Raw genomic sequence first — 26,298 nt, 5'->3', positions numbered from 1 at the left:
CTTGGAGAAACGCGATGAACCAGTTGCTTGCGATGCGAGCGTTCGTGCGGGTCGTTGAATCAGGGTCTTTCCGGGGAGCCGCCAATCAGCTTCTGGTGCCGCGCTCGACCGTCAGCAAACTTGTGACGGATCTCGAAAGACATCTCGGGACAAGGCTGATGCACAGGACCACGCGCAGCATCGTGGTGACGCCGGAGGGCGAGGAATACTACCGATATGCCGCGCGCTTGGTCGCGGAGGTCGACGAGGCCGACAGCGCCGTGCGCGGCAAGAAGCTTGCGCCCAGAGGACATCTTCGCATCGAATCTCACCCGACCTTCGCGCAGAATGTTCTGATCCCTGATCTGCCGGATTTCCATCGGCGGTATCCGCACGTCTCCATCGCATTGGGCATTGGCAATCGAACCGCGAACATCATGGGAGAAGGCGTCGACTGCGCCATCCGCGCCGGGGAAATCGGCGATGTATCCCTGGTCGCAAGGCACCTCTTCGATGCCGAGTTCGTCACATGCGCGTCGCCTGCCTACCTGGAGCGGATGGGGACGCCCATGACGCCGGAGGACCTCGACAGCAAGCACGCCAAGGTCGGCTTCTTCTCCCACGCCGACGGCAGGATGAAGCCGCTGGTCTTCATGAAGCCCGACCGCAGACACGTCGTCAGCGATCTGCAGTTCTCGACCAATGAAGACAATGGCCAGATCGCGATGATGCTGGCGGGACTAGGTGTGGGGCAAAACCTCAAGTCCTTCCTCATGCCCTATCTGCAGTCGGGGCAACTCGTCGAGATCCTTTCCGAATGGAGCCACCCGCCCTTGCCGTTCCATGTCGTCTATCCGCCCGGCAGGCATCAGAGCGCCAGACTGAAGGCCTTCATCCAGTGGCTCGTGGAGCGCTTCGGCAAGACAAGCCGACCTCTCGCAGCCAGCGCCGCCGGCAAACGGTGATGGGTGCGCTTCGAGGTGTCGGGGCGCGAGCTTGAATATGACGGCTTCATCCCCTTCGTCGAGGACGGCTGGACGCCGGATTTCGCCGACGCGCTCGAATACTACACCGGGACCAAAATCGTGTTCCGGCTGGTGAAGCGGGCTGCGTGATTTCCTGGAGCAAGGCGAGGCTGCATCCGTTAGGCGTTGCTCGACCGCATAGTCGGCATCGAGGACGGCTAGGTTTACGCCAGGCTCAGGGATTCCAGCCGCCGCTGCCATAGGGGCGCGTGATGATTTCGAGCAGGTGGCCGTTCGGATCTTCGAAATAGAGGCCGCGCCCACCGTCGTGGTCGTTGGTCTCGCCGGGCCTCCGCTGGCCGGGGTCAGCCCAATATTCGAGGTTCCGTGCGCGGATTCGATCGAATATCGCGTCGAATTCAGCGTCGCCGACCAGGAAGGCGTAGTGTTGGCGTCCGATCTCGCCTTGCGTATCCATATAGTCGAGATTGGCGTCGTTGTCGGTCGTGACCATGTGGAACGGCCCCCAGCGCCGCGGCGCCGGCAACCCCAGCATCTCGGCCAGGAACTCCGCCGACGCCTTGCTGTCGCGCGCCGACAGGATGGTATGATTGAAGTGGATGGCCATCTTGGTCTCTCGGAAGTAAGACGCGTGGTACTGTAGGGAAGCTACAAACGCGACGGAGGCCCGGTTAACGCCCCGGCCCCGCCCCTTGTTCCGAACCGCGGGCGCTCCTCACCGAAATCAGAACACCAGCGACCGGTGCAATTGCGCGCCCGCCCAGGCTCCGTCGCCGACGGCGAGCGAGACCGAGTGAGGCGTGCGCGCCGCGTCGCCGCAGGCAAAAGCGCCAGGAACGGTCGTTTCCTTCGCGGCATCGGTGCGGATCTGCGTGCCGACCGGCGTCTCCTCGATCTCGCAGCCGAGCGACGCGGCAATCGGCGTCGCAGGGGCGTTGCGCGAGGCGGTGAAGAGCCCGGCAAAGGACAGGCTCCGCCCGTCCGCAAGGAGGACGTCGGCGTGGCCCTCGATCCGCGTGATGGGCGTGTCCTCGATCGTTACGCCCCGCGCCTTCAGGTCGCCGCTGGCCGCCGCATCGAGCGTCACCGCGCCATTTGTAAAAAAGGTCACCTCGCCCCATTCGGGAATGAGCTGGGCCTGATGCACCGACATCGGCCCGGTCGCGATCACGCCGATCCGGCCCCGGTCGAGTTCGTAGCCGTGGCAATAGGGGCAGTGGAAGATGCTTCGCCCCCAGCGTTCCGCCACGCCGTCGATCTCGGGCAGCCTGTCCGTCACGCCGACGGCAAAGAGCAGCCGCCGCCCTTCCTGCCGCGCGCCGTCCGCCATCGTGACTGTAAAGGCATCCTTGCTCCCCGCGGCCGCTTCCGCATGGCCGTCGATCCATGTCAGCGTCGGATAGGCGCTGAGTTGCGCCCGCGCCTTCGCCGCGATTTCGGCGGGGTTCACGCCATCCTGGCCGAGAAAGCCGTGGGAGTGGCTGGCGAAGCGGTTCCGCCTGAGCCCGGCATCGATCACGAGGACGCGGCGCCGGGCACGGAGAAGCTGGAGGGCGGCGGCCATGCCGGCATAGCTGCCCCCGACGACGATCACGTCATTTTGCATTACCCACTCCTTTTCTGGCGCGCCGCTCCGCGTGCCGACGGGCAAAGTCGGCGGCAAGATCGGCGAGGGTGACATCGGCAAAGCGGTCGAGCAGCAGCGCCTCGGCTTCAGTGAAGGCCGCGTCCAGCGCGGCGTTCACCGATTGCTCGACGAGACAGTCCGGCGTCTCGTTGCGGTTGCCGATGGCAAAGATCGCAGGCTCGCCCAGCACTTCGTGCAACTGGCGGAGCGTGACGGTGCCAAGGTCGGCCGTGATGGTCCATCCCCCGGCATGCCCGCGCGCGGAGGCCACAATCCCGGCCTCCCTGAGGAGCCCCATCGTGCGGCGCACCACCACGGGATTGGTGTTCATGCACTCCGCAAGCGTCTCCGACGTCATGGGTCCGTCATGCTCGGCCATGTGCAGGAGCGCGTGGAGGACGGACGAGAGGCGGCTGTCGCGTTTCATGTAACTTTAATTATTACGAGTCGTCGCGGATGGCAAGCGATCGTGCGGCTCGTGACAGCTGGAGACGTGCATACGTCCGCAAATGACCCATCTGAGACGTTCGACGGAGTGAGGTTGACCGGAATTGGGGCCGTAAGCCGACTAGCAGGTTCAGGTGAGGAACTAATGATGACAGACGTTCAGAGGGTCGAGGTTCGGTTGCCAATCGTGGGCCGGTAGCAGAATGACGGTCTTTGGCAGGGGCTTCCCATTCGTGGGGATTATTCCCACAGACTGGCCTGGTCGACGCCGCGTCTGGCGCGGCGAGCGTGCTCAGTGTAGGTCAACAACAAAGGCCACGCGGCGGGCGCGGGTATGTTGCACTGCGTATGAAGTATTTCCCTGCGGTCAGGGTGATGTATCCAGCCGCTCGCTACGGCAACAAAGGTATGGCTGCCCGGAGCTGTCTCCTGCAGGGTTTCCACGTCATACCACTTCTCCCTGCGGCGCGACCTGGCCTTATGATAAGTCGACTCGACCAGCGCCCGGTCGCTCCAGTTCCGGAAATAGAGATTCGCATGACCACGGACCGCCTGCAGGTCGTTGAAGGCGGCCACGTCCGCGACACGGTCGATGACGCCAAGTTCGCCCAGCCTTTTCTCTAGGCGGTAGATGGCCGGGTCGAATGACAACAGCAGGAGCTGCGGCGTCAGCGGCATGAGCAGCATGGCGCCCGGACTGCCAAGACCCGCACCTCCCAACACGTCCTTTTGCAAGTGGAAGCGGTTGCTGTAAACCACCGGATCATCGGACGTGAAGAATGGCACCGCCGTCCGATTGAGGATGATTCGCGTCTGTAGGTGAGCCGTCCTGTGCTGTTCCTGAAAGCGTTCAGCGCGAGCTGAAGGGCCATCTCGTGCGTAATAACTAGGCTTTCCAGTAACTCCGGTGTGGCCTCGTCGGCCACCATCGCCCGTTCCGCCTCCGCTAGCCGGATTTCGCCCTCAATCCACGCCGCGCTCCTATAGGACTGCAACAGCATGAAGGTGTGGAGACGTCGAATGTCTGCCTGTGTCGCGGCATGGGGATCGTCGACGACGCGCCGCATAATCTCGCCGTATTCACCTTCGGGCCCCTGCAACGCACGCTCCAAGGCGCCGTCGCGCCCATAGAAATATGGTTTTGCGCACTGCCCTTTCGTCGGTGCCGATTCGATTGACCGCTCACGGGCCATGTTGAACAGATTGATGGCTGCGCCTTCACCGTCCGCGCAGAAAGCGCGGAGATAACAACGGGGTACGAAGTGCTGGGACTTGTTGGCGGGCATGGCGGCCGGATGATGTCTCGCTTCGGCCGAAGACGCAACATGTTGTGTCTGTCGGCGTGCGTCACCCTTTCGCACAAGCATCGCTAAGGTTGACTAGGCCGAATGCTGCTGTCAGGAGTCTGCATAGTCCCTCAAATGGCAAGAATGAAGGCGCATAGCTGCTTGTGCCGAGACGACGACCCCGCTAGGTGCGAGGCCGCACATTTTTAGATCTCGGTGTGCTCCGCCAATTCCAGCGCATCCTCAATGTTCTCGCGGCCGCCGCAACAAAGTTGCCAACACGAAGGTCGCTCCAGCTATCGCCGAAACGCTCCCTGGCGAGGACAACCTGTTGAGGCTCCACATGTAGCACTTTGAATTGCTGAATGTTTTTATCCTTAAATCGGCTAGGATTTAAGGAAACATTCAGTAGGCACGTCCGCTTGCCCATGCCTGCAAACCGCGTTAGGCCTCGCGAGGACCCACACTTCAGGAGGACTCATGTTCGACCACGTCAAATTCGGAGTCAGCGACTATGCGGCGAGCAAGGCGTTCTTCCTCAGGGCACTCGAACCGCTCGGCGTAGCTGTGGTCTCGGAGGGGCCGCCTTCGTACGGCGTCGAGCTTAGCCCAAAGGGGAAGGCTTCCCTGTGCCTGTACCAAACCGAGGAGAAGCCGGCGCATCTTCACTTGGCGTTCACGGCCGAAAATCGCCAGCAAGTCGAAGCTTTCTATCGCGCGGCTCTGCAGGCGGGTGGCAAAGACAATGGTGCGCCCGGTCTGCGCCCGCACTACCACGCGAACTACTATGCGGCTTTCGTCATTGGTCCGGACGGCCACAACATCGAAGTGGTTTGCCACGAGCCCGAGGTCTGATCCTTCCATCGAGGCAACGTTCACAAGCGGGCTTCGCCCACTTGCGGCCGCCCCTCACGTCGAACGTCAAGCCGTATGATGAGACATGCGGCAACTTCAGCGGCCACGCGGACGTCCGCCTCCCGCCAAGCCGCCTGCCCCGCGGCGCTGTGCCTCGCCTTGCGGGTGCCGGCTTGTCAGAAGCCGGAACCTGCGGAGAATTGGAGACGGAGCGATTGTTCCCACCGGCAACGACGGAAGAAACCGCTTCGGCAAGTTCAGCTCGCCAGTGGGTTCGAAGTCCCGAAAACGGACCTTCCTTCGAATGACGCCGTCCTTCCATTGGACCGCAACAGACCTTTGCAGTGACCGCTTCGCGGATCCTGTTCCTGTTGAAGGCGGCACTCTCGTGAAGCGTCGCAACATGGCCGTCTCAGTGGTATCATGAACCAGCACGGTCGCGGTGTCGGGCAGCCGGATGGTGCATGTCGCGTCAATCGCCTGGGCTTCATCCGGCGGATCTCCTGAGGGAGAGACAGCCATGGCAACTGCAAGAGCGGAACGGCGGCTGGCCGCGATCCTGGCCGCTGACGTCGTCGGCTATTCACGCCTCGTCGAACATGACGAGGCTGGGACGTTGTCGGCCCTGAAGGTTCTGCGCCGGGAGGTGATCGATCCGCTGCTGGCCGAGCATCAGGGCCGTATTGTCAAGCTGATGGGCGACGGTGCGCTCGTGGAGTTCGGTTCGGTCGTCGATGCCGTCGCGTGCGCGGTCGCCATCCAGAAGGGCGTTGCCGAGAACCAGGCCGATATCCCAACGGAGCGACGCATCATCTTCCGGATCGGCGTCAATCTCGGTGATGTGATCCACGAGGTTGATGGGGATCTCTACGGCGATGGCGTCAACATCGCGGCCCGCCTCCAGACCTTGGCGGATCCAGGCGGCATTTGCATTTCCGGCACGGCGTACGATCACCTCCAGGGGAAGCTTGACTGCGACTACGAGTACGTCGGCGAACGCGCGCTCAAGAACATGGAGCGGCCGGTGCGACTGTACCGCCCCCTTCTGGAAGGGACGACCGCACGAACGGCATCGCCCAGGCCCGCACTTCCGGACCGACCATCCATTGCCGTGCTGCCGTTCAACGCCATGAGCGCCGACCCGGAGCAGGACTTCTTCAGCGACGGGCTCACTGAGGACATCACCACCGCGCTATCCAGGCTCAAGGGCTTCTTCGTGATCGCCCGCAACACGATGTTCACCTACAAGGGAAAGCCCGTGGATGTGCGCGCCATCGGGCGCGAACTCGGGATCCGCTATGTTCTCGAGGGGAGTGTCCGCAAGTCCGGCAACCGCCTGAGGGTGACCGCGCAGCTCATCGATGCGGCCTCCGAAGCCCATCTCTGGGCCGAGAGGTACGACCGCGACCTCGGCGACATCTTCGTCATTCAGGACGAAATCACCGCAAGCGTCGTCGGCCGCATCGGGCCGGAACTCCTGGCGGCAGAGCATGCCCGCGAAAGCCCCAAGCCGCATCATGGCCTTGATGCCTGGGAATGTGTCGTGCGGGCGGTGTTCCTGTGTTCCCAGTTGTCTGAGGAGAGCAGCCGGAAGATGCTCCCCCTGCTCGATCGGGCAATCGGACTGGCTCCCGATTATGCCCAGGCACTCGCCATGAAAGGTTGGATTACGGTGTGGCGCGCGTTCCAGGGATGGGAGCACATGGGACACGCCCTGGCCCTTGCCAGGGATATCGTCCAACAAGCCATTGCCGCGGACGATAAGGAACCGTGGGCTTACCTTGCGCAGGCGATGATAGCCTTTGCGACGCGTGACAATGTCCTGGCGATGGCGGCGATCAGCCAGGCTGTCGCGATCAACCCCAACTCCGCGTTTGCACACGGCCAGTTGGGACTTGCGCATGCCAACGGGGGCCGCGCGGCGGACGCCATTCCTTGCATCGACTACGCCCTCAGACTGAGCCCGCGCGAGGCTTTTCTCGGCGACTTTCAGTTCTACTACGCCATGGCTTACTTCCAGGGCGCGAATTACGAGCTTGGATTGAGTTATGCACGGGAGGCGCATCGCTTGCGGTCCGGCCACGCGGTTCCGCTGATCATCGGCACGGCCTGTGCCGGACTTCTGGACAACCAGGAGGCTGCCACGGACTTGCTCGGACGGCTCAAGTCGCTAGTCCCTGACATCTCACGGGACGCGGTCGGAGCAACATCTTCTTTCGTCCGCGCCGAGGATCGGGCGCGCCTGATCGAGGGACTTGCCCGTGCCGGCCTGAATTGACGGGTTGGATTGACCTCTGTGGCATCCGCGAAATGAACTTGTGAGCCAAGAACGTCCGTTCATGGCGCAACCACGGCCTTCAGCATGGTCGCCGCAGATGTCTGCTTGCGGGCAGCGGCTACGGCCGACATCGGCGCAAAGCGGACGCCAATTCCAAGGAAATGTGTCGCGGCTCGCGCCTCTCTGACACTGGCTTTGGCAGGGACGCCTGTGTCCCTGCCTCGGGGGCGGATGTCGTCCTGTTTGGGCGTAGTCGGCGCTCTTGCCCGGTTATGACAGGCTTTGCGGGCGCCGGCTTGTCAGAAGGCGGAACCTGCGGGAGAATTGGAACGGGAGGGGCGCATATGGGCATCTACCGCGACGTCATCCTGCCGAAACTCTGCGATCGTTCCATGCGCAACGACCGCCTGCACCCCTATCGCCGGCGGGTGATCGGCGCGGCGGCGGGCCGTGTCCTGGAAATCGGCGCCGGGTCCGGCCTCAACCTGCCTTTCTATCGTACCACGGTCCGGGAAGTCCTGGCGCTCGAGCCCTCCCCGAGCCTCCTGGAGATGGCTCGCCGCGCGCCGCATTCCGGGGTTCGGGTCGATTTCATCGAAGCCTCCGCCGAGGCGATCCCGCTCGACGACGGCAGCGTCGACACGGTGGTGACGACCTGGACGCTATGCACGATTCCGGGGGCCGACGCGGCTCTTTCGGAAATGCGCCGCGTGCTGCGGCCGGAAGGGACGCTGCTGTTTGTCGAACACGGGCTGTCGCCCGACCGCGGCGTGCGCTGGTGCCAGAATTGCCTCACGCCGATCTGGCGGCGCATCGGCGGCGGCTGTCACCTCAACCGGCCGATCCGCTCGATGATCGAGGGCGCCGGCTTTCGGATCGATCGTGTCGAGACCGGCTACATGGCCGGACCAAAGCCGATGACCTTCATGTACGAAGGCAGCGCCCGGCCGAGGTGAGACAACGCGGCCGCCGGCCGGGACAGCGAAAACCAACGCGCCGTTGGCGGCCATTGCTCTGCCGCTACAGCGCCGCAAAGGATGCAGTCGCACTTCGAATAGCTGCATCGACGCACCGGCCGCCGAACACTCCGCGCCAGCTTCTTTCGCTCTGCCACACCCCCACTCTCCTCATTCCTGTGCTCGTCACAGGAATCCAGCAGCGCCGCGTCTGCGGCGCGGGAGAATCGCGGCTGCCCCAAAGCTGTAATACGGTCAGGAGGCGAAGGCTCCGGAGAGGATGGGGCCGCCATCCTCTCCATCAGTCCACGCAATTCCGAGCCTCACCCCACTTTAGGCTCGACCGGGTTCCATATGCTGACCTGCCGGGTTTCGGGCATCAGGTACAGGGCGAGCAGGAAGCACACGGCAGGCACCGCGATCGGATAGATCAGCGCGTAGCCGATGCTGTTGGTGGCCGCGAAGGCCGCCGAGGTGACGAAGGGCACCAGGCCGCCGCCCCAGCCGTTGCCGATGTGATAGGGCACCGACACCGAGGTGTAGCGGATCCTGCCGGGGAAGTATTCCGCCAGGAACGCCCCGACCGGGCCATAGACCATCCCGACATAGCAGACGAGGATGAAGATGATGAAGATCGCGGTCGGATAGTTGATGTTGTCGGGCTGCGTCACGGTTCCGAGCCACAGATAGAGCGGATAGTAGGTGATCGCCGCAAGCAGCATGCCGCCGAGGATCACCGGCTTGCGGCCGATGATGTCGGAGAGCCAGCCGAAGAAGATCAGGCTCGGCGTTGCGATGAGCAGCGCTGCGCCGACGATGTAGGAGGAGCTCAGCGCATCCACCTTGGAAACCTGCTGCAGGAAGTACAGGGCCCAGAACTGGCCGCTGTACCAGACCACCCCCTGCCCGATCAGCACGATGGTGGCGATCCCGACATATTTGATGTTGGAGCTGAGGAAGGCTTCCTTCCAGGGATTGCGCGTCATCTGCCCCTTGGCCTTGATCTCCTCGAAGATCGGCGTCTCCTGGAGCTGCAGCCGGATGTAGATGGCGACCGCAACCAGCAGGAACGACACCAGGAACGGCACGCGCCATGCCCAGGCGTCGAAGACCTCGTTGCCGAAATAGGTGCGCGTCGCGATGATCACGGCGAGCGACACCACGATCCCGAGCGTCGGCGAAGTCTGCAGCCAGCCGGTATAGTAGCCGCGGCGTTCGTCGGGCACATGCTCGGCGACATAGGTGATGGCGCCGCCATACTCGCCCCCCAGGCACAGGCCCTGGATCATCCTCAGGCCGAAGAGAAGGAACGCGGCGGTGAGGCCGATCGCCTCGTAGGTCGGGATCAGCCCGATCGCGCCGGTGCCGAGCCCCATGCCGCTCAGCGTGATGAGGAACGTGTATTTGCGGCCGACCCTGTCACCCATCCAGCCGAAGAGAAACGCCCCCAGCGGACGGATCAGGAAGCCCGCGGTGAACAGCGCAATCGTACTCAACAGAGCTGCGACCGGGTGCGACTGTTCGAAGAACTTGACCGACAGAACCGCGGCCAGGCTCCCGAAAATATAGAAGTCATACCATTCGATAATGTTTCCAACCGACGCGGCAATGATCACACGGCGGAAATCCGTCGGGACCTGAATAGCCATGTTTCTTCCTCCCGTTTCAAGACATGGCCCCCGAATTTTTCGGCTACTCTAGCACGAAAGTAACTCGATCAAAACCGGGCATTGCTCCGGCAGGCGAGCCCGCGGAAGTAAAGGCGCCCCGAAATTCCTGACTTTGCGACAGATGCTCTCGTCACCGCCAAATTCTACTTCACGGATCAATTACTTCACGGAAAAATGGCGCCCTACCTGTCCGCGCCCGCACGTAATTGTGCTCCCGCGCCCATTGCGGCTCTTTATCTTTCCCTTACGCGGCCGCCCAATGATCCCAATCGATATTTGACCCGAGGCAGGAGCATCATCCGGATGTCACAGACAATCGGAGAATGCCCATGTCCGACGTTCTTTTCGTTGCCGCCAGCATCGGCGGTTTTGTCGTGCTTGCGGTATACGCGCGCACGCTCAGCCGGCTCTAGGAGGGTTCGATGTTCGAAGCCCTCATCGGCCTCGCCGTTGCCATTGCGCTCGCGGCCTACCTGCTCGTGACGCTCGTTCGGCCCGAACGTTTCTGACCCGCCTCCACGGAGAATTTCCCATGACTATCATCGGGTGGCTGCAGATCAGCCTCCTCTTCCTCGCCGTCCTGATCGTCATCAAGCCGCTGGGGCTTTACATGGCTGAGGTCCTTTCCGGCGGGCGCAACGTCTTCTCGCCGATTTTCGGTCCCGTCGAGCGCGGCCTCTATGCCGCCGCCGGCGTCGATCCGGCGAAAGAGCAGGGCTGGCTCGCCTACACCCTGTCCATGCTCGCCTTCAGCATGGCGGGCTTTGTGTCGCTCTACGCGATCCTGAGATGCCAGGCCTTGCTGCCCCTCAACCCGCAGCGCTTCGGCAATGTGCCACCGGATCTCGCCTTCAACACCGCCGTCAGCTTCGTCACCAACACCAACTGGCAGAACTACGGTGGCGAGACGACGCTCAGCCACTTCAGCCAGATGGCGGGCCTGACGGTGCAGAACTTCGTTTCCGCCGCGAGCGGCATCGCGATCGCGCTTGCCGTGACGAGGGCTTTCGCACGCTCGGCCGTGTCGACGGTCGGCAACTTCTGGGTCGACCTCACCCGCGCGACCCTGTACGTGCTCCTGCCGATCGCCGTCGTCGTGGCGCTCGCCTTCGTGGCAATGGGCCTACCGCAGACATTTCGCGCGTCCGTAGAGGCGACGACGCTTGAAGGCGTAAGGCAGACGATCGCGCTCGGTCCGGTTGCCAGCCAGGAGGCGATCAAGCAATTGGGCACCAATGGCGGCGGCTTCTTCAACGTCAATGCCGCGCATCCCTTCGAGAACCCGACGGCGCTATCGAACTATCTCAACATCTTGGCCATGCTGTCGATCTCGGCGGCGCTGCTCTACACCTTCGGTCAGCTCGTCGGCAACCGCCGCCAGGGCTGGGCCTTCATCGCCGTTACCTTCGCCTTCCTGATCGTCGGCGTCGGCGTCGTCTATTGGGCGGAGGCGGCCGGCAACCAGATCCTCACCGCGCTCGGGGTCGATCCGGCGCAGGGCAACATGGAGGGCAAGGAAGTCCGCTTCGGCCAGGCCATGACGGCGCTTTATGCGACGGTCACAACCGGTCTTTCAGACGGCGGCGTCAACGGCATGCACGGCTCGTTCACCGGTCTCGGCGGCCTCGTTCCGATGTTCCTCATCCAACTCGGCGAGGTTCTGCCCGGCGGCGCCGGCTCCGGCCTCTACGGCATGATTGTCTTCGCGATCCTCGCCGTTTTCGTCGCCGGCCTGATGGTCGGCCGCACGCCGGAGCTGCTCGGCAAGAAGATCGAAGCGCGCGAAATGAAATATGCGATGTTCGCGGTGCTCATCCTGCCCCTCGCAATCCTCGGCTTCACGGCGATTTCCGCCGTCCTGCCTTCGGCCGTCGCCAGCATCGGCACGGTCGGCCCACACGGCCTTTCGGAAATCCTCTATGCCTTCACCTCCGCCGCCGGCAACAACGGTTCGGCCTTCGGCGGGCTTTCGGGCAATACGCTCTGGTACAATACGACGCTTGGCGTCGCGATGCTGCTCGGCCGCTTCGCCTATGCCGTCCCCGTGCTCGCGATCGCCGGCTCCATTGCCGCCAAGGCGCGCGTCCCGGCCTCGAAGGGCACCTTCCCGACCGACACGCCACTCTTTGTCGGCCTCCTGATCGGCACCATCCTCATTCTCGGCGGGCTGCAATTCTTCCCGGCGCTCGCCCTCGGTCCGATCATCGAGCATTTCGCCATGCTCGCGGGCCAGACCTTTTGAAGGAAACCACCATGTCCAAGAAGGCAATGGCTGCGGGCGTTGTCGATCCGGCGATCCTTCTGCCGGCGGCAAAGGCAGCCTTTATCAAGCTCGACCCGCGCCAGCTCGTGCGCAACCCCGTGATCTTCGTGACCGAGGTCGTGGCGGCGATGGTCACGCTCATCTTCGTCCGCGATCTCGTCACGGCTGGCGGAAGCCCGCTCTTTTCGGGCCAGATCGCCGCCTGGCTGTGGTTCACGGTGCTCTTCGCCACCTTCGCCGAAGCGGTCGCCGAGGGGCGCGGCAAGGCCCAGGCCGACTTCCTGCGCCGCACCAAATCGGAGCTCGCCGCACGCAAGCTTCTGTCCCCCGAGGGGCGGGAGACGGAGGAGATCCCGGCCACCATGCTGAAGGTTGGCGACCTCGTCCTCGTCGAGCCCGGCGAACTGATCCCCGGCGACGGCGAAGTCATCGAAGGCGTGGCTTCGGTCAACGAGAGCGCGATCACCGGCGAGTCGGCGCCGGTGATCCGCGAGGCTGGCGGCGACCGTTCTGCCGTCACCGGCGGCACGGAGGTGCTTTCCGACTGGATCAAGGTCCGCATCACCACGGCGCCCGGCTCGACCTTCGTCGACCGCATGATCGCCCTCATCGAGGGGGCGCAGCGGCAGAAGACACCGAACGAGATCGCGCTGTCGATCCTGCTCTCCGGCCTGACCCTGATCTTCCTGATCGCCGTCGTCACGCTTTGGGGCCTTGCCGGCTATTCCGCGACCGTGCTTTCGGTCACGGTGCTCGCCGCACTGCTTGTCACCCTGATCCCGACGACCATAGGCGGGCTACTATCGGCGATCGGCATTGCCGGCATGGACCGGCTGGTGCGGTTCAACGTCATCGCCACCTCCGGCCGCGCCGTCGAAGCCGCCGGCGACGTGGACACGCTGCTCCTCGACAAGACCGGCACGATCACCTTCGGCAACCGCATGGCGAGCGATTTCCTGCCCGTGCCGGGCGTCACCGAGGCGGAGCTTGCCGATGCGGCGCTGCTCGCCAGTCTCGCGGACGAGACACCGGAGGGCCGCTCGATCGTCGCGCTCGCAACCGGCGAGTTCGGACGGCGGGCGCCCGATGCGAGAATCGACGCGATCATTCCCTTCGCCGCCGAAACCCGGCTTTCCGGCGTCGACCATGGCGGTCGCCGGCTGCGCAAGGGGGCGGTGGACTCGGTCCTGAAATTCGCCGGCCTCACTGAGGATAAGGTCCCCGTCGAGTTCCGCCAGGCGGTCGACCGGATAGCCCGCACCGGCGGCACGCCGCTCGCGGTGGCGGACGGCAGCGGGCTTCTCGGCGTCATCCACCTGAAGGACATCGTCAAGCCCGGCATCAAGGAGCGCTTCGCAGCGCTGCGCGCCATGGGCATCCGCACGGTGATGGTGACCGGCGACAACCCGATCACCGCTGCGGCAATCGCCTCCGAGGCGGGCGTCGACGATTTCCTCGCGGAAGCGACGCCGGAGGACAAGCTCGCCTATATCCGCAAGGAGCAGAAGGGCGGCAGGCTCATCGCCATGTGCGGCGACGGCACCAACGACGCACCGGCGCTTGCCCAGGCCGATGTCGGTGTCGCCATGCAGACCGGGACACAGGCCGCCCGCGAGGCGGCGAACATGGTCGACCTCGATTCGAGCCCGACCAAGCTCATCGAGATCGTCGGGATCGGCAAGCAATTGCTGATGACGCGCGGCTCTCTCACCACCTTCTCGATCGCCAACGACGTGGCGAAGTATTTCGCCATCATCCCGGCGCTGTTCGTGACGACCTATCCGGCACTCGGCGCGCTCAACCTCATGGGCCTCGGCTCGCCGCAGTCGGCGATCCTCTCGGCCGTCATCTTCAACGCGTTGATCATCGTGGCGCTCATTCCGCTGGCGCTGAAGGGCGTCACATACCGTCCCGTCGGCGCGGCCGCGCTCCTGCGCCGCAACCTGCTGGTTTACGGCCTCGGCGGTCTCGTGCTGCCCTTCGCCGGGATCAAGCTCATCGACGTCGTCGTCTCCAACCTCAATCTGGTGTGATCATGTTCAAGCAACTTCGCCCCGCCCTCGTCTTCATCCTGGGCCTGCCTGCGATCACGGGTCTCGCCTATCCGCTGGCGATCACCGGCGCTGCGCAGGCGTTGATGCCGGCTGGGGCCAATGGCAGCCTGATCCTGAAGCATGGCGCCGTCATCGGTTCCGACCTGATCGGCCAGAACTTCGCCGCGGAAGAATATTTCTGGCCGCGTCCTTCGGCGACGGGCCCGGATGCCTACAATGCCGGTGCGTCCAGCGGCTCCAATCTCGGCACCACATCCGTCAAGCTCAAGGAGCGGGTTGCCGCCGATATCGAACGGCTCCGCGCCACAGGCATCGGCAGCGATGTTCCCGCCGACGCCGCCACGGCGTCGGGATCAGGTCTCGATCCGCACATATCGCCGGAATTCGCAAGAGCCCAGGTCGCCCGCGTCGCGAAAGCAAGGGGGTTTTCCGAAGCCGACGTCGCCTCTCTCGTCGAGAGGACAACGGAGCGCCGCCTCTTCGGGATCATAGGCGAGCCGCGCGTCAATGTGCTAGAACTGAACCTCGCCCTGGACGCGTCCGGGGCCTGAGCGACTTCGAGATGTTGAATGCCCGAGAATGACCGCGAGCTGACGAGCCGCCCCGATCCCGATGCCCTGCTGGCGCTGGCGGAACAGGGCAACAGAGGGAAACTGACGGTATTCCTCGGCGCCGCACCCGGCGTCGGCAAGACCTATGCCATGCTCCTGCGGGCGCGGCGCCTGAAGGAAGAGGGCGCCGATATCGTCATCGGGCTCGTGGAGACGCATGGCCGCGGCGAGACGGCTGCGCTCCTCGAAGGGCTGGAGGTGCTGCCGCGCCGCGAGGTCGTCCATGGCGGCCGCACTTTTTCCGAATTCGATCTCGACGCGGCGCTCGCCCGCCGTCCGCGCGTCATCGTCGTCGACGAGATCGCCCACACCAATATCGGCGAATGCCGCCATCCAAAGCGCTATCAGGACATCGAGGAGCTTGTCGACGCGGGCATCGATGTGTGGACGGCCGTCAACATTCAGCACCTGGAAAGCCTGTCCGATGTCGTCGCCCAGATCGCCGGCGTCCCGGTGCGCGAGCGCATCCCCGATACGGTGCTGAAACGCGCCGACGATGTCATTCTGGTCGACGTGCCGCCGGCCGAGCTCATCGAGCGGCTGAAGGAGGGCAAGGTCTACCTGCCCGACAACGCCAAGCGCGCCGTGGACCGTTTCTTCCGGCTCGGCAACCTGACGGCGCTGCGGGAACTGGCGCTCAGGCGCACCGCCGACCGGGTCGACGACCAGATGGTCGACTACCTCCGGCAGAACGCCATCGAAGGCCCCTGGGCGGCCGGCGAAAGGCTTATCGTCTGCATCGGGCCGGACCGGCTGTCGGACAAGGTGGTGAGGACGGCAAGCCGGCTCGCTTCGGGCCTGAACGCCGACTGGATCGTGGTTTCCATCGAACGGGCGGACCATGAGGTGGCAGACACCGAGGCGATGCGGCAGCTCGACGAGACCTTTCGGCTCGCCGAGCAACTGGGTGCGGAGACGCGCCGCATCATAGGCAGCGATTTCGTCGAGGAGATTCTCAAAGTCGCCAGGCGGGAGCATGCGACGCAGATCGTCATCGGCACGCGGCGCCACCGGTTCCCGCTTCGACTTGTCCGGCGCTCTCTGCCGGATGCCTTGGCGGCGCGGGCGTCGGGAATAGGGATTCACCTCGTCACCGACAAGGATGAGCCGGTTCAAAAGCCAAAGAGACCGCGGTTTCCGACGCTTCCCAAGAATACAGCGCGCGCGCTCGCCATCGCCGGCGCCTCCGCCGCAGCGGCCACGGTGATCGGGTTGCTGATCGAGCGCTTCATTGTTCTGCAAAATATTTCGCTTCTGTACCTGCTGGCGGTGCTCATCTCGGCTACTTATGCCGGCTACATCGCGGCGATCGGGGCGGCACTGCTGTCGGTGCTTGCTTACAATTTCTTCTTCATTGAGCCCATCGGTACTTTCACCGTGGCCGAGCCGCACGAGGTCTTCGCCCTCTTCATCTTTCTCGCCGCCGCCATCCTTGCCGGCGGGCTGGCATCTCGCGTGCGCGACCAGGCAAAGGCGGCCCAGCGGCGCGCGGCGGCAATGCAGGCGCTCTATGATTTCTCCCGAAAGCTCTCCGGTACCGCCAATGCCGAGGATGTGCTGTGGGCCGCAGTCACCCAGATACAGACCACGCTAAGGCGCAACGCCGTGCTTCTGGTGCCGGAAGATGGCGACATTGCCCTGAAGGCCGCCTGGCCGCCGGACACCGAGCTCGGAATGACCGACATGATGGCTGCACGCTGGGCATTCGAAAAAAGCGAGGCAGCCGGCGACGACACCGGAACACTGCCGAACATCTCGTTCCAGTTCCGGCCGCTTCTCAGTCCGCACGGTGTTGTCGGAGTATGCGGTTTCCTGCAAAAGGGCCGGCCACTGGACGCCGATGAGGAGCGGGCGCTCGCACCGGTCCTCGACCAGGCGGCCATCGCAATCGATCGCGCGCGGCTTTCCCGCGAGAGCCTCGATCGGGCTGCGCAGCTCGAGGGGGACAGGTTTCGGGCCGCGCTGCTCTCCTCCATGTCGCACGATCTGAGAACGCCGCTGGCGACAATCACCGGCGCGGTGACGAGCCTTCGACAGCTCGGCAACCGGATGCCCGCCGAAAGTCGGGACGATCTGCTGAAATCGATCGAGGAAGAAAGCGAGAGGCTGACGCGTTTCGTCGCCAACCTGCTTGACATGACGCGCGTCGAGGCGGGAACGGTGAACGCCAAGCGTGACTGGGTCGATGTCGCGGATATCGTTCGTTCGGCCGTGGAGCGAGCGCGAAAGTATTTCCCCGACCGCGTCTTTGAAACGAGCATCTCCGCCGATCTGCCGTTCATACGCGGCGATAGCGTGCTGCTCGGCCAGGTGCTCTTCAACGTGCTCGACAACGCGAACCGCTTCGGTGGCGATGAGCCGGTCAGCATCTACGCCCGACGCGAGGGCGACGAGCTGGTCCTTGCCGTGACCGACCTCGGCAAGGGCATCCCGCCGGGCGATCTCGAACGAATCTTCGACAAGTTTTTCCGGAAGGGAAAACCGGACGGCCGCTCGCTCGGGACGGGGCTCGGGCTTGCGATAGCCAAGGGCTTCATTGAGGCGATGGGTGGGCAGATCAAGGCCGAAAGCCCTGCAGTCCGGCGGCGCGGCACGCGCATTTCCATGCGCCTGCCCGCAGCCCAGCATCAGCTGCCGGAGAAGGAGTAGCGATGAAGGCTGCGCGCATTCTGGTGGTCGACGACGAACCGCAAATCCAGCGGTTTCTCCGCCCTGCCCTCGGGGCTGCCGGATACGAAGTTGTTGAGGCGATCACCGGCGGCGAGGCGCTGAAGGCAGCCGCGACGTGCGTACCCGATGTGATTATCCTTGATCTCGGGCTGCCGGACATGGACGGCAAGGACGTTGTCACCAATTTACGCGCCTGGTCGAATGTGCCGATCATCATTCTTTCGGCGCGTGATCGGGAAAGCGAAAAGGTTGCGGCACTCGATCTCGGTGCTGATGATTATATCGAAAAGCCTTTCGGCATCGGCGAGTTGACCGCACGCATTCGCACGGCGTTGCGCCACCGTATCCAGATGGAGGGCGGCCAAACGAGCCTTGCTGCCGACGGACTGACGATCGATATCGTCAAGCGGCTGGTGAGCCGTGACGGCAAGGCGCTGCGGCTGACGCCGAAGGAATACGACCTGCTCGTCATGCTCGCGCGGCATGCCGGCCGCGTTGTCACCCACAAGGCGCTGCTCACCTCGGTCTGGGGTGTGGCGCACGGCGAAGACCTGCACTACCTCAGAGTTTTCATAGGCCAGCTGCGTGGGAAGATCGAACGCGATCCGGCCGACCCGAGGATCATCCGCACGGAGCCGGGCGTTGGATACCGCTTTATCGGCGACGAAGATTGACAAGCGCGCAACGCCCCCCTGCGCTGCGCGGCACCCGTTGCGCGTTCAGCCTCACTCGCCCGTCACGCGCCAGATCACATCGCCGACATCGTCCGCCACCAACAGCGAGCCGTCCGGGCCGATGGTAACCCCAACCGGCCGCCCATAGGACGCCCGCTCGTCAGGCGAAAGGAAACCGGTCAGAATGTCGCGCGGAGGCCCGGCTGGACGTCCATTCACGAACGGCACGAAGACAACCTTGTAGCCGCGCAGCGTGCTGCGGTTCCAGGAGCCATGCTGCCCGATGACCATACCGTCCGGGAAGCCGGGCAGAGTGCCGGCGGGAAGCCAGCAAAGGCCGAGCGATGCAGTGTGCCCGCCCAAGGCATAGTCCGGCGTCAGTGCGGTTGCGACCATCGCCGGGTCCTGCGGCACCCGGTCGTCCACGATCTGCCCCCAGTAGCAATAGGGCCATCCGTAGAAGCCGCCGTCGCGCACTGATGTCAGATAGTCGGGCGGCGTTTCGTCGCCCAGGCCGTCGCGCTCATTGACCACCGTCCAGAGCGCATCCGTCGTTGGCTCCCACGCCATGCCCACCGGGTTGCGCAGGCCGGAGGCAAATATGCGGCACTCGCCACTCTCGAGGTCAAGCTCGTGGATGGCGGCCCGGCCTTCCTCTGCCGCCATGCCGCGCTCGCCTATGTTGCTGAGCGAACCGACGCCGATGAAAAGCTTTCGTCCATCGCGACTCGCAAGCAGGCTCCGCGTCCAATGCCCGCCGGGCTTGAAGTCCGTCAGCTTTCGCCCCGTCGCGCCGATACGCGTGTCGCCCGCTGCATACGGGAATGCAACCACCCCGTCCGTGTTGCCGACGTACAACGTATCGCCCAGCAACGCCATGCCGAACGGCTGATTGAGTCCCTCGAGAAATGCCGTACGTGTCTCGGCCTCGCCGTCGCCATCCGCATCCCGCAACAGCGTGATGCGGTTCGGACTTGCGCCCACTGCGGCGGCGCGCTTCATTGTGCTGAACATGGCGTAGTCGAAGGCGGATTTGATGCCCCCCGGCTCGCTCAGTGCCTCGGCGACCAGCACGTCGCCATTCGGCAACACGTGAATCCAACGGGGATGTTTGAGCCCGGCCGCAAATGCGTTCACCTTGAGCCCGGCCGCCGCAATCGGCACTTGCTCCGCTGTCCATCCCCTGGCTGTCGGCATCTTCAGGGTCGGAATGCCCTGCGGCTTGGCTCTCGGGATTTTCGGTGCGCTGCCATAGGCCGGTTCCAGAGAATCACCGTCCTGGTGCCGCAAACGGATTGCTACGGCGCCGATCAGTGCGACCAGTCGACCGAAAATATCTGATAGGCCCATGTATCCTCCTAATCCTGATGCGCACGCTACCCGAAGCGCCTGCGGGTGGGTATCCTCAAACTGCATTGTTTCTGTGGACACTTCGCCGGATTGGGAGCGCGCTGCCTCCGCCTGGCACGTAACCGGTGGCACTTTGAATTTCCGCATGGCTTTGCCCATGAATCGATTCCGATTTAAGGAATCATGCAGCAGGAGGTTGCGCAATGACGGATGGGTCTCACGCCGAAGTGGCCGCGCGCTGGAACGCGAATGCCGATCAGTGGACGCGCGATGTCCGGGGTGGCTACGACGTTTACCGCGACCGCTTCACCTTCCCTGCATTTCAGGAATTCCTGCCGCCGCTCGATGGCCTTGACGTCATCGATTTCGGCTGTGGCGAGGGCACGAACACGCGGCGGCTCGCACGGATGGGAGCCCGGCTGACCGGCATCGACATTTCCGAACGGCTGATCGATCACGCCCGCCGGGAGGAAGAGGCCGACCCGCTGGGGATCAGCTACAGGGTGTCGTCCTACAGCGCCGACACAGGGTTTCCCGATGCTTCCTTCGATGCCGTCCTTTCCACCATGGCGTTGATGGACGGACCCGATTTCGAAGGCGCGATGAAGGAGGCCCATCGGCTGCTGCGCCCCGGCGGCTTCATTGCCTTCAGTGTTCTTCATCCCTGCTTCATCACGCCAGGGCTGCATTGGGAGAAGGATCGCGAAGGAGGCACGGTGGCGCTCTGCGTGTCGAACTATTTCGACCGGACCAGCTTCACCGAGCACTGGCGCTTCGGAGATCGTCCGAAAGACGAGGAGGTCGTGCCGTTCGCCGTGCCGCGCTTTCCCCGAACGATCGGCGATTACCTCAACGCGATCGCCGCGGCCGGGTTCCGGATCAGGCTAATTGAAGAGCCGCAGCCATCGCCCGAGGCCTGCGACGCCGTTCCCCGGTTCACCCGCTGGCGAGACCTCGCCGCCTTCCTGCTGCTGGTGATGGCGGAGCGTCCGGCCTCCTGCATGATTCCTTAAATCGGAATCGATTTAAGGACAAAATCATGCAGCAATTCAAAGTGCTACAGCGATCTTTGCGCGTCCGGTTGGACGCGCGGCGCTGTAAGCAATTCCAGCTTCCGTCCGGAACTGCGGAGAGCTCCCGTTCCCGTACCGGCCGACAGTGCTCTCTCCCGCCCTCACTCCTGTGCTTGTCACAGGAGTCCAGCCACGGCGCGTCCGCGCCGTGAATGACTTGCATTCAGCGCCTGGACGTGGCGGGGGACACATCGGAAGCCGGACCGTGGAATAGGGCCTGGAACGGCCGAGCGCTGGCGATCCAGCGGAGTCTTTCGCGCCCAAGGACTTGGCCGCTGCTGGATTCCTGTGACGAGCACAGGAATGAGGGGGCGCTGCGCCGCCCCGCCCTCGCCTTTATCATGCACGGCGAGCCGATCGAGCACATGCGCGCTTCGCAGGCTCAGGGCGCCACGATTCCCTTCACGGCCCAGGCGACCGCCATGTAGGATCGCGGACCATCGACGTCACCGTCGAGGTAAGCGGAACGGACCGCATCGCGCAGTCTCATGCGTGCCTTGTCATCGAGTGTCGCGACATATTCGGCACCCGGCCCATCCTTGCCGAGGTATGGCGCCCAGTAGTCGTCGAAGGAAGAGTACTCCATGCGTATCGCAAGCTCTGCCGTCTCGACCTCGGCAAGGCCGGCCTGACGCCAGGCCGATTCCAGTTCGCCCGGCCGGGTCATCGGACGCGTGCAGGCGCGCGCCCGAAGCAATCCAGCGGTGGGATCAAGCGCAGCCGCGGTATCGAGGAACATGCGACCCGCCACGAAGCCGCCGCGTGCATCCCATACGGTGGCCGCGACCGTCGCTCCCGGCCGCGCGACGCGGCGCATCTCCGCCACGGCCCGATGCGGCTCGGAAACGAAGTGCAGCATCAGGAGCGACAGGACCCGGTCGAACGCCGCGTCCGGGAAAGGCAGAGCGCATGCGTCGCCGACGCGGAAGGAGACGCGCGGATCCGAATTGCTGCGGGCGGCGTGCTCGATGTAGGCGGGCGCGTAGTCTATTCCGCAGATCGCTTCGAGGTCGGACCGCTCGGACAATAGAAACGTGAGGCTGCCGGTGCCGCAGCCGACGTCCAGCACGCGTTCACCGCTCGAGGCCCCGGCGAATGCCAGAAATGGAACAGCAAGCCGGCGGCTCCAACGCCCCATCTGCAGCTCATAACCCTCACCAGTGCTGGCGTTGAACGTCGATGCACCCGTCATGGCACTCTCCAGATGGCCTCTCCAGATGGGCCGAACGGCGACCTTACCACACCGCCAGGTACGCAGGCCATTGGAGCCCTCCGCCGGACGCTTGCGGCGCTACGGCGATCGGAGAAGGTGCGTTTCCAAGCAGGAAACTGCCCGAAGAAAGAAAAACGCACGGCAGGAACCCACCTGCCAGCCATCGCCGGTTTCCAGCCGGAAGGGCCGCGACTGCCATGTGGGTTCCGTTGCCGGCCCGCTCAATGCGCCGTCAGTGCCCCGCCCTCACCCTTGTCGTGCACGGCGAACCGGTCGAGCATATGCGCGCTCGCCTCGTTGAGGCCGATGACCTCGACGGCGACGTTATGGCGGCGGAATTTGAGCACCACCTTGTCGAGCGCGCCGACGGCGGTGATGTCCCAGAGATGCGCCTCGCTGACATCGATGACGGCCTTCTCGAGCGGCTCGGCGAAGTCGAAGGCAGCGATGAAGGCCTCGGTCGAAGCGAAGAAGATCTCGCCGTCGACATGATAGGTGCGCACCTTCCCGCTCTCGTCGACCGTCGAGCGCACATGGAAGAGGCGCGCGACCTTGCCGGCAAAGAACACGCCGGAGAGCAGCACGCCGACGAGCACCCCCTTGGCCAGATCGTGCGTGCCGACCGTGGTTACGACCGTCGCAAGCATGACGACGGAGGACGGCAGCGGATTGCGGCCGAGATCGAGGATCGAGCGCCAGGAGAAGGTGCCGATCGACACCATGATCATGACGGCGACGAGAGCGGCCATCGGAATGATCCGCACGAGATCGTCGAGAACGAGGATGAGGAAGAGGAGAAAGGCGCCGGCGACGAAGGTCGAGAGCCGCCCTCGCCCGCCGGAACTGACATTGATGACCGACTGGCCGATCATGGCGCAGCCGCCCATCCCGCCGATGAGGCCGGAAGCGATGTTGCTCGCCCCCTGGCCGATGCATTCCTGGCTCTTGTTGCTCGTCGTGTCCGTCATGTCGTCGACGATCTGGGCGGTCAGCAGGGATTCAAGCAGCCCCACCGCGGCCAGCGCCACCGAATAGGGGAAGATGATCTGCAGCGTCTCGAGCGTGAACGGCACGTGAGGCAGGGCAAGGATCGGCAGGCTCGAGGGCAATTCGCCAAGATCGCCGACGGTGCGGATATCCATGCCGGTCCAGTAGGCGATGCCGGTCAGAACGGCGATCGCGACCAGAGGCGAAGGAACGGCCTTTGTGACATAGGGGAAGAGATAGATGATCGCCAATCCCGCCGCGATCATCACATAAGTCGCCTGCGGCACGCCGACGAGTTCGGGAAGCTGCGCCATGAAGATCAGGATGGCAAGCGCGTTGACGAAGCCGGTGATGACCGAGCGAGAGACAAAGCGCATGACCCGGCCGAGCTTCAGGAAGCCGGCTGCGATCTGGATGAGGCCCATCAGCAGCGTTGCGGCGAAGAGGTATTCGAGGCCGTGCTCCTTGACGAGCGTGACCATCAGCACGGCGGTAGCGGCGGTCGCCGCCGAAATCATGCCCGGACGGCCGCCGGCGAAGGCGGAAACACAGGCAATGGCGAAGGAGGCGAACAGCCCCACCTTCGGATCGACGCCCGCGATGACCGAGAAGCCGATCGCCTCCGGTATCAGGGCAAGCGCCACGACGATGCCCGAAAGGACGTCGGCGCGGATGTTGGAGAACCATTCGCGTTTGTAGCTGGCAATTGTCAATTTCATGATTTTTCTTCGCAAAAGTGCTGCGCTACGGCGCCATGCGTCTTTTCGGACGCACAAAGGTCGCTGTAACACTCTCTATCGCCGCAGGCGGGAGGTCCGGCTTGCTTGGATTTGATGCTGTTGCGTTGTCTGGCGGATCGGCGGCCAGAAGAGCCACCCGGAGTTTCACCGGGTCCGTGGTGAGTGGTGCCCTTATATGAAAATGAGCCGTCAAGGACAACCGCCATTGTGCGCTGCCGCATCGACTTGATCCGGGCAACATTGAAGCGGCGCTACCGGTCAGGCCCGGCTCGGCGGCGACCGTGGTGTGCGGCCTTCCGTTATCCTTGGGGGCCGGTTCAGAGCGTCCGGGCGAGAGCTTCGAGCTGGCCGGTCGTCTGTCGCCAGCCTTCATAAAAGCCCCTCTCCTCGTGCTGTTTGCGCGCCTCCTCGGTCCAGTGCAGGGCGCGCACCACATGGCGGGTCTTGCCGCCTTCATCGGACATCTCGACGATCGTGGTCATGAAGGGAACGACCGCCGGTTGGGCGGAGGGGATCCAGCCCGGGGCAAAGGCGTTGGTGAACACCAGCCGACGCTCCGGAACCGCTTCCAGGAACACGCCGACGCCGTCGGACTCCTCGCCGTTCGGGCCGCGCATGACGATGTGAGACGTGCCGCCGGGGCGCGGCTCCAGCGTCTTCACCTCGGTCGTCCAGGACTGCGGCGCGAACCATTGCTCTAGGAGCCTGGGCTCCGTCCAGCAGCGCCACACTTTCGCGCGCGGCGCATCCAGGAGGCGCTCCAGCCGGAGCTCGTATCCTTCAGTCTTTTCGCTGGTCACCGGATTTTCTCCTCGTCCAGCTACCGCTTGAATCGCAGTCGATTTAGACGCGTAGGTCGCAAGCGAGGCGCCCTTCCCTCAACGGCCTCGCCCGATTCCGGCGGCAACACACTCCGGCGCTGTCTACCCAGCCTCAATTATACGGTGAGTCACAGCTCCGCCGCGGCCCGTCGAAGGGCTGGAACGTGTTGTCGGTCGACCGGTACGAGATGTAGCGCTGGCGGCACCAGCGGGCATGCGCGGTGGCGTCGTAGCGGAGCCGCTGGCGCACGCGGCCCCGGTCGAGCGCGGCGGGCGGCGGGCCGCCGACGATGGCGCCCGGGCCGATGCCGATGTCGTAGCGCTGGCCGCGAAAGCGTCCGCCATAGCTCGGATAGCGCCTGTTGAGGAAGTCGCGGTACTCCCGGTCGATGAAGAGCTCGTGGCGGGAGGGACCCCCGGGGTTGTTCCGGTAGGTCTTTCCGTAATCGCCCCTGAGCGGCGGGCATATGCCGATGCACGTCGTCTGGGCCGCGACCGGCGGCACGCTGGAGGCGGCGGTTATAAGCACAAGCGCGATGGTGGCTGCAATCTTCAACGGGCTTCACCTTTTCCCTTCTCTCAAGAGGGAACGATTTTCATGGAGGAAATGATCCAACGCGCCACCTTATACCATCTGCCGGCGAAAGGACGCACGATTCGGAAAAGCGCCCGCTCGCCCTATGGCGCCGCGCGTCCGGTGCCAAAGGACTCGCTCAGGCGCCGACGCGCCGAGTAACGGGAATGAGGTGTGCGGTAAAAACCGCCCGCGGACGATGACCATTTACCGTCCGCCGCGTGGCCGGTTTTTTTGCCCGGCCGCAGCCACTAACGCCCTCTTCCTGCGCTCATCACCGGAATCCGGCAGCGCCGCAAGTCGGCGGCGCTTCAAGGCTCCTTCCGGCTCGATGACGCGGGCGTCAAAAGCTTCGGACCGTCGCGACCGAGACCTTCGCGCGCCCGGAAGGGCGCACGGCGCTTGAGATCGCCTCACGCAGGCTCGCCGTCAATAGTAGGGCGAGACGCAGGGCTGGCGCGGGCCGTAATAGGGCTGGAACGTGTTGTCGTAAGCCCTGTAGGACCGGTAGCGCGCAAAGCACCAGCGCGTGTGCGCATTGCCGCCATAGGCCGGGCGATAATAACGCGGCGCACCATAGTAGCGCGGGCGATAGGCCGGGTAGCCCGAGCCATAGTAGCCAGGATCGTAGTAGCTTGGGCCGTAATACCTCGGCTGCGCCAACAGGCCGCCGAGGATCGCGCCGGCCGCTAACCCGCCGAGCGCCCAGCCCAATTCGTCATCGTCATCGTCGTAATGGCGTCGATGCCCGTAATAGCCGCCGCGATAACCACCACGGTAGCCGCCGCGATAGCCGCCACGGTAGCGCCTGTACTGGACCGGCTCTGCCTCCTGAACATCGATCTTCGGCACGACAATGGTAGGAAACGCCATGGCGGGCGGGACGCTGGTCAGCGCCGTCGCCAGCGACAAGGCAATGATTGCTAGCCTCTTCATTGGCTTCACCTTTTCCTCTACGGCGCCTGCCGTCGGACATGACGCGCGAAGGACGCCGCAGCACCTTTAACCTGCCGCATAATTCTGTCCCGAAATCCTGTTCCGGTTCAAGCAATTATGCAGCAACAGGAAATCATTCCTGTCAATAATGGCCGAATCGCGGTGGAGCGTCGCCCGGCGCGAAAAATCGCGATTTTGTCGCTCGCAAAACGCGCCGATCACACGCACCGATTGAGACGGCCGCCATG

Annotated in this window: 21 protein-coding genes, 3 pseudogenes and 1 other annotated feature; of the genes and pseudogenes, 12 read left to right on the top strand and 12 right to left on the bottom strand. The window is 64.1% G+C overall.

Annotated elements, in window-relative coordinates:
- Positions 1-14 precede the first annotated feature (14 nt).
- Both ILFOPFJJ_RS24090 and ILFOPFJJ_RS24085 read left to right on the top strand, forming a co-directional pair.
- Positions 15-944, top strand: coding sequence for a LysR family transcriptional regulator (locus ILFOPFJJ_RS24090; RefSeq protein ID WP_173513048.1), 930 nt, complete (start codon positions 15-17; stop codon positions 942-944).
- A gap of 9 nt (positions 945-953) precedes the next feature.
- Positions 954-1,094, top strand: a pseudogene (locus ILFOPFJJ_RS24085) (class I SAM-dependent methyltransferase); the annotation flags it as partial.
- Positions 1,095-1,179: 85 nt separating this feature from the next.
- Here the strand turns inward: ILFOPFJJ_RS24085 and ILFOPFJJ_RS24080 are convergent.
- The 5 genes and pseudogenes from ILFOPFJJ_RS24080 to ILFOPFJJ_RS36520 all read right to left on the bottom strand — a co-directional run.
- Positions 1,180-1,572 (bottom strand): VOC family protein, encoded by a 393-nt coding sequence (locus ILFOPFJJ_RS24080; protein WP_173513047.1) that lies wholly within the window; start codon positions 1,570-1,572, stop codon positions 1,180-1,182.
- A gap of 117 nt (positions 1,573-1,689) precedes the next feature.
- A complete protein-coding gene (locus ILFOPFJJ_RS24075) occupies positions 1,690-2,571 on the bottom strand; it encodes an NAD(P)/FAD-dependent oxidoreductase (RefSeq protein WP_173513046.1) in 882 nt (293 codons plus the stop codon).
- A complete protein-coding gene (locus ILFOPFJJ_RS24070) occupies positions 2,561-3,019 on the bottom strand; it encodes an Rrf2 family transcriptional regulator (protein ID WP_173513045.1) in 459 nt (152 codons plus the stop codon). The genes ILFOPFJJ_RS24075 and ILFOPFJJ_RS24070 overlap by 11 nt, the downstream gene beginning before the upstream one ends.
- A gap of 260 nt (positions 3,020-3,279) precedes the next feature.
- A pseudogene (locus ILFOPFJJ_RS36030) lies at positions 3,280-3,855 on the bottom strand (DUF4238 domain-containing protein); the annotation flags it as partial.
- A gap of 146 nt (positions 3,856-4,001) precedes the next feature.
- Positions 4,002-4,325: pseudogene (locus ILFOPFJJ_RS36520) on the bottom strand (DUF4238 domain-containing protein); the annotation flags it as partial.
- Between the two features lie 480 nt (positions 4,326-4,805).
- Here ILFOPFJJ_RS36520 and ILFOPFJJ_RS24055 point away from each other — a divergent pair.
- From ILFOPFJJ_RS24055 to ILFOPFJJ_RS24045, 3 genes are all read left to right on the top strand, one after another.
- Complete coding sequence (locus ILFOPFJJ_RS24055) at positions 4,806-5,180, top strand: VOC family protein (RefSeq protein ID WP_173513042.1); 375 nt, start codon at positions 4,806-4,808, stop codon at positions 5,178-5,180.
- Between the two features lie 520 nt (positions 5,181-5,700).
- On the top strand, positions 5,701-7,458 hold the full coding sequence (locus ILFOPFJJ_RS24050; protein ID WP_173513041.1) for an adenylate/guanylate cyclase domain-containing protein: 1,758 nt from the start codon (positions 5,701-5,703) through the stop codon (positions 7,456-7,458).
- Positions 7,459-7,802: 344 nt separating this feature from the next.
- Positions 7,803-8,414, top strand: coding sequence for a class I SAM-dependent methyltransferase (locus tag ILFOPFJJ_RS24045; RefSeq protein WP_173513040.1), 612 nt, complete (start codon positions 7,803-7,805; stop codon positions 8,412-8,414).
- A gap of 323 nt (positions 8,415-8,737) precedes the next feature.
- Here ILFOPFJJ_RS24045 and ILFOPFJJ_RS24040 read toward each other — a convergent pair whose 3' ends face one another.
- On the bottom strand, positions 8,738-10,063 hold the full coding sequence (locus ILFOPFJJ_RS24040; RefSeq protein ID WP_173513039.1) for an MFS transporter: 1,326 nt from the start codon (positions 10,061-10,063) through the stop codon (positions 8,738-8,740).
- 443 nt (positions 10,064-10,506) lie between these two features.
- Here ILFOPFJJ_RS24040 and kdpF point away from each other — a divergent pair, with 443 nt between their 5' ends.
- Genes kdpF through ILFOPFJJ_RS24010 form a run of 6 tightly spaced genes read left to right on the top strand, consistent with a single transcriptional unit; the run spans position 10,507 to position 18,356 of the window.
- Positions 10,507-10,593, top strand: coding sequence for a K(+)-transporting ATPase subunit F (gene kdpF / locus ILFOPFJJ_RS36515; protein ID WP_173513349.1), 87 nt, complete (start codon positions 10,507-10,509; stop codon positions 10,591-10,593).
- A gap of 23 nt (positions 10,594-10,616) precedes the next feature.
- On the top strand, positions 10,617-12,326 hold the full coding sequence (gene kdpA / locus ILFOPFJJ_RS24030) for a potassium-transporting ATPase subunit KdpA (RefSeq protein WP_173513038.1): 1,710 nt from the start codon (positions 10,617-10,619) through the stop codon (positions 12,324-12,326).
- Between the two features lie 11 nt (positions 12,327-12,337).
- Complete coding sequence (gene kdpB / locus ILFOPFJJ_RS24025) at positions 12,338-14,380, top strand: potassium-transporting ATPase subunit KdpB (RefSeq protein ID WP_173513037.1); 2,043 nt, start codon at positions 12,338-12,340, stop codon at positions 14,378-14,380.
- Between the two features lie 2 nt (positions 14,381-14,382).
- Positions 14,383-14,952, top strand: a complete 570-nt coding sequence (kdpC, locus tag ILFOPFJJ_RS24020) for a potassium-transporting ATPase subunit KdpC (protein WP_173513036.1) — start codon at positions 14,383-14,385, stop codon at positions 14,950-14,952.
- Positions 14,953-14,970: 18 nt separating this feature from the next.
- Positions 14,971-17,661 carry a DUF4118 domain-containing protein gene (locus tag ILFOPFJJ_RS24015; RefSeq protein ID WP_173513035.1) on the top strand — a complete coding sequence of 897 codons (2,691 nt, stop codon included), beginning with the start codon at positions 14,971-14,973 and terminating at the stop codon, positions 17,659-17,661.
- A 2-nt stretch (positions 17,662-17,663) separates the two neighbouring features.
- On the top strand, positions 17,664-18,356 hold the full coding sequence (locus ILFOPFJJ_RS24010; RefSeq protein ID WP_173513034.1) for a response regulator: 693 nt from the start codon (positions 17,664-17,666) through the stop codon (positions 18,354-18,356).
- 51 nt (positions 18,357-18,407) lie between these two features.
- Here ILFOPFJJ_RS24010 and ILFOPFJJ_RS24005 read toward each other — a convergent pair whose 3' ends face one another.
- The gene (locus tag ILFOPFJJ_RS24005) at positions 18,408-19,706 is read right to left on the bottom strand and encodes a PQQ-dependent sugar dehydrogenase (RefSeq protein ID WP_173513033.1); all 1,299 of its coding nucleotides are present in this window, start codon (positions 19,704-19,706) and stop codon (positions 18,408-18,410) included.
- 203 nt (positions 19,707-19,909) lie between these two features.
- On the opposite strand from ILFOPFJJ_RS24005, the gene ILFOPFJJ_RS24000 reads away from it, so the two are divergent.
- On the top strand, positions 19,910-20,719 hold the full coding sequence (locus ILFOPFJJ_RS24000) for a class I SAM-dependent methyltransferase (protein ID WP_173513032.1): 810 nt from the start codon (positions 19,910-19,912) through the stop codon (positions 20,717-20,719).
- A 442-nt stretch (positions 20,720-21,161) separates the two neighbouring features.
- Here the strand turns inward: ILFOPFJJ_RS24000 and ILFOPFJJ_RS23995 are convergent, their stop codons facing one another.
- From ILFOPFJJ_RS23995 to ILFOPFJJ_RS23975, 5 genes are all read right to left on the bottom strand, one after another.
- Positions 21,162-21,971: a class I SAM-dependent methyltransferase gene (locus ILFOPFJJ_RS23995; RefSeq protein ID WP_173513031.1), complete on the bottom strand. Its 810-nt coding sequence runs from the start codon at positions 21,969-21,971 to the stop codon at positions 21,162-21,164.
- 242 nt (positions 21,972-22,213) lie between these two features.
- Positions 22,214-23,698 (bottom strand): SulP family inorganic anion transporter, encoded by a 1,485-nt coding sequence (locus ILFOPFJJ_RS23990; RefSeq protein WP_173513030.1) that lies wholly within the window; start codon positions 23,696-23,698, stop codon positions 22,214-22,216.
- 123 nt (positions 23,699-23,821) lie between these two features.
- Positions 23,822-23,877: a sequence feature (sul1 is cis-regulatory element that is thought to sense ions involved in sulfur or methionine metabolism; They are found in Alphaproteobacteria), on the bottom strand.
- A gap of 159 nt (positions 23,878-24,036) precedes the next feature.
- Positions 24,037-24,519 (bottom strand): SRPBCC family protein, encoded by a 483-nt coding sequence (locus tag ILFOPFJJ_RS23985; RefSeq protein WP_173513029.1) that lies wholly within the window; start codon positions 24,517-24,519, stop codon positions 24,037-24,039.
- Between the two features lie 133 nt (positions 24,520-24,652).
- Positions 24,653-25,096: a BA14K family protein gene (locus tag ILFOPFJJ_RS23980; RefSeq protein ID WP_210267534.1), complete on the bottom strand. Its 444-nt coding sequence runs from the start codon at positions 25,094-25,096 to the stop codon at positions 24,653-24,655.
- 447 nt (positions 25,097-25,543) lie between these two features.
- The gene (locus ILFOPFJJ_RS23975; protein ID WP_173513028.1) at positions 25,544-26,050 is read right to left on the bottom strand and encodes a BA14K family protein; all 507 of its coding nucleotides are present in this window, start codon (positions 26,048-26,050) and stop codon (positions 25,544-25,546) included.
- Positions 26,051-26,298: the final 248 nt, after the last annotated feature.

The sequence above is a fragment of the Sinorhizobium psoraleae genome (assembly GCF_013283645.1).
In the GTDB taxonomy this organism is placed as follows: Bacteria; Pseudomonadota; Alphaproteobacteria; order Rhizobiales; family Rhizobiaceae; genus Sinorhizobium; species Sinorhizobium psoraleae.
The sequence above is the reverse complement of the archived record's forward strand: the minus strand, read 5'-3'. Positions and strand labels throughout refer to the sequence as shown.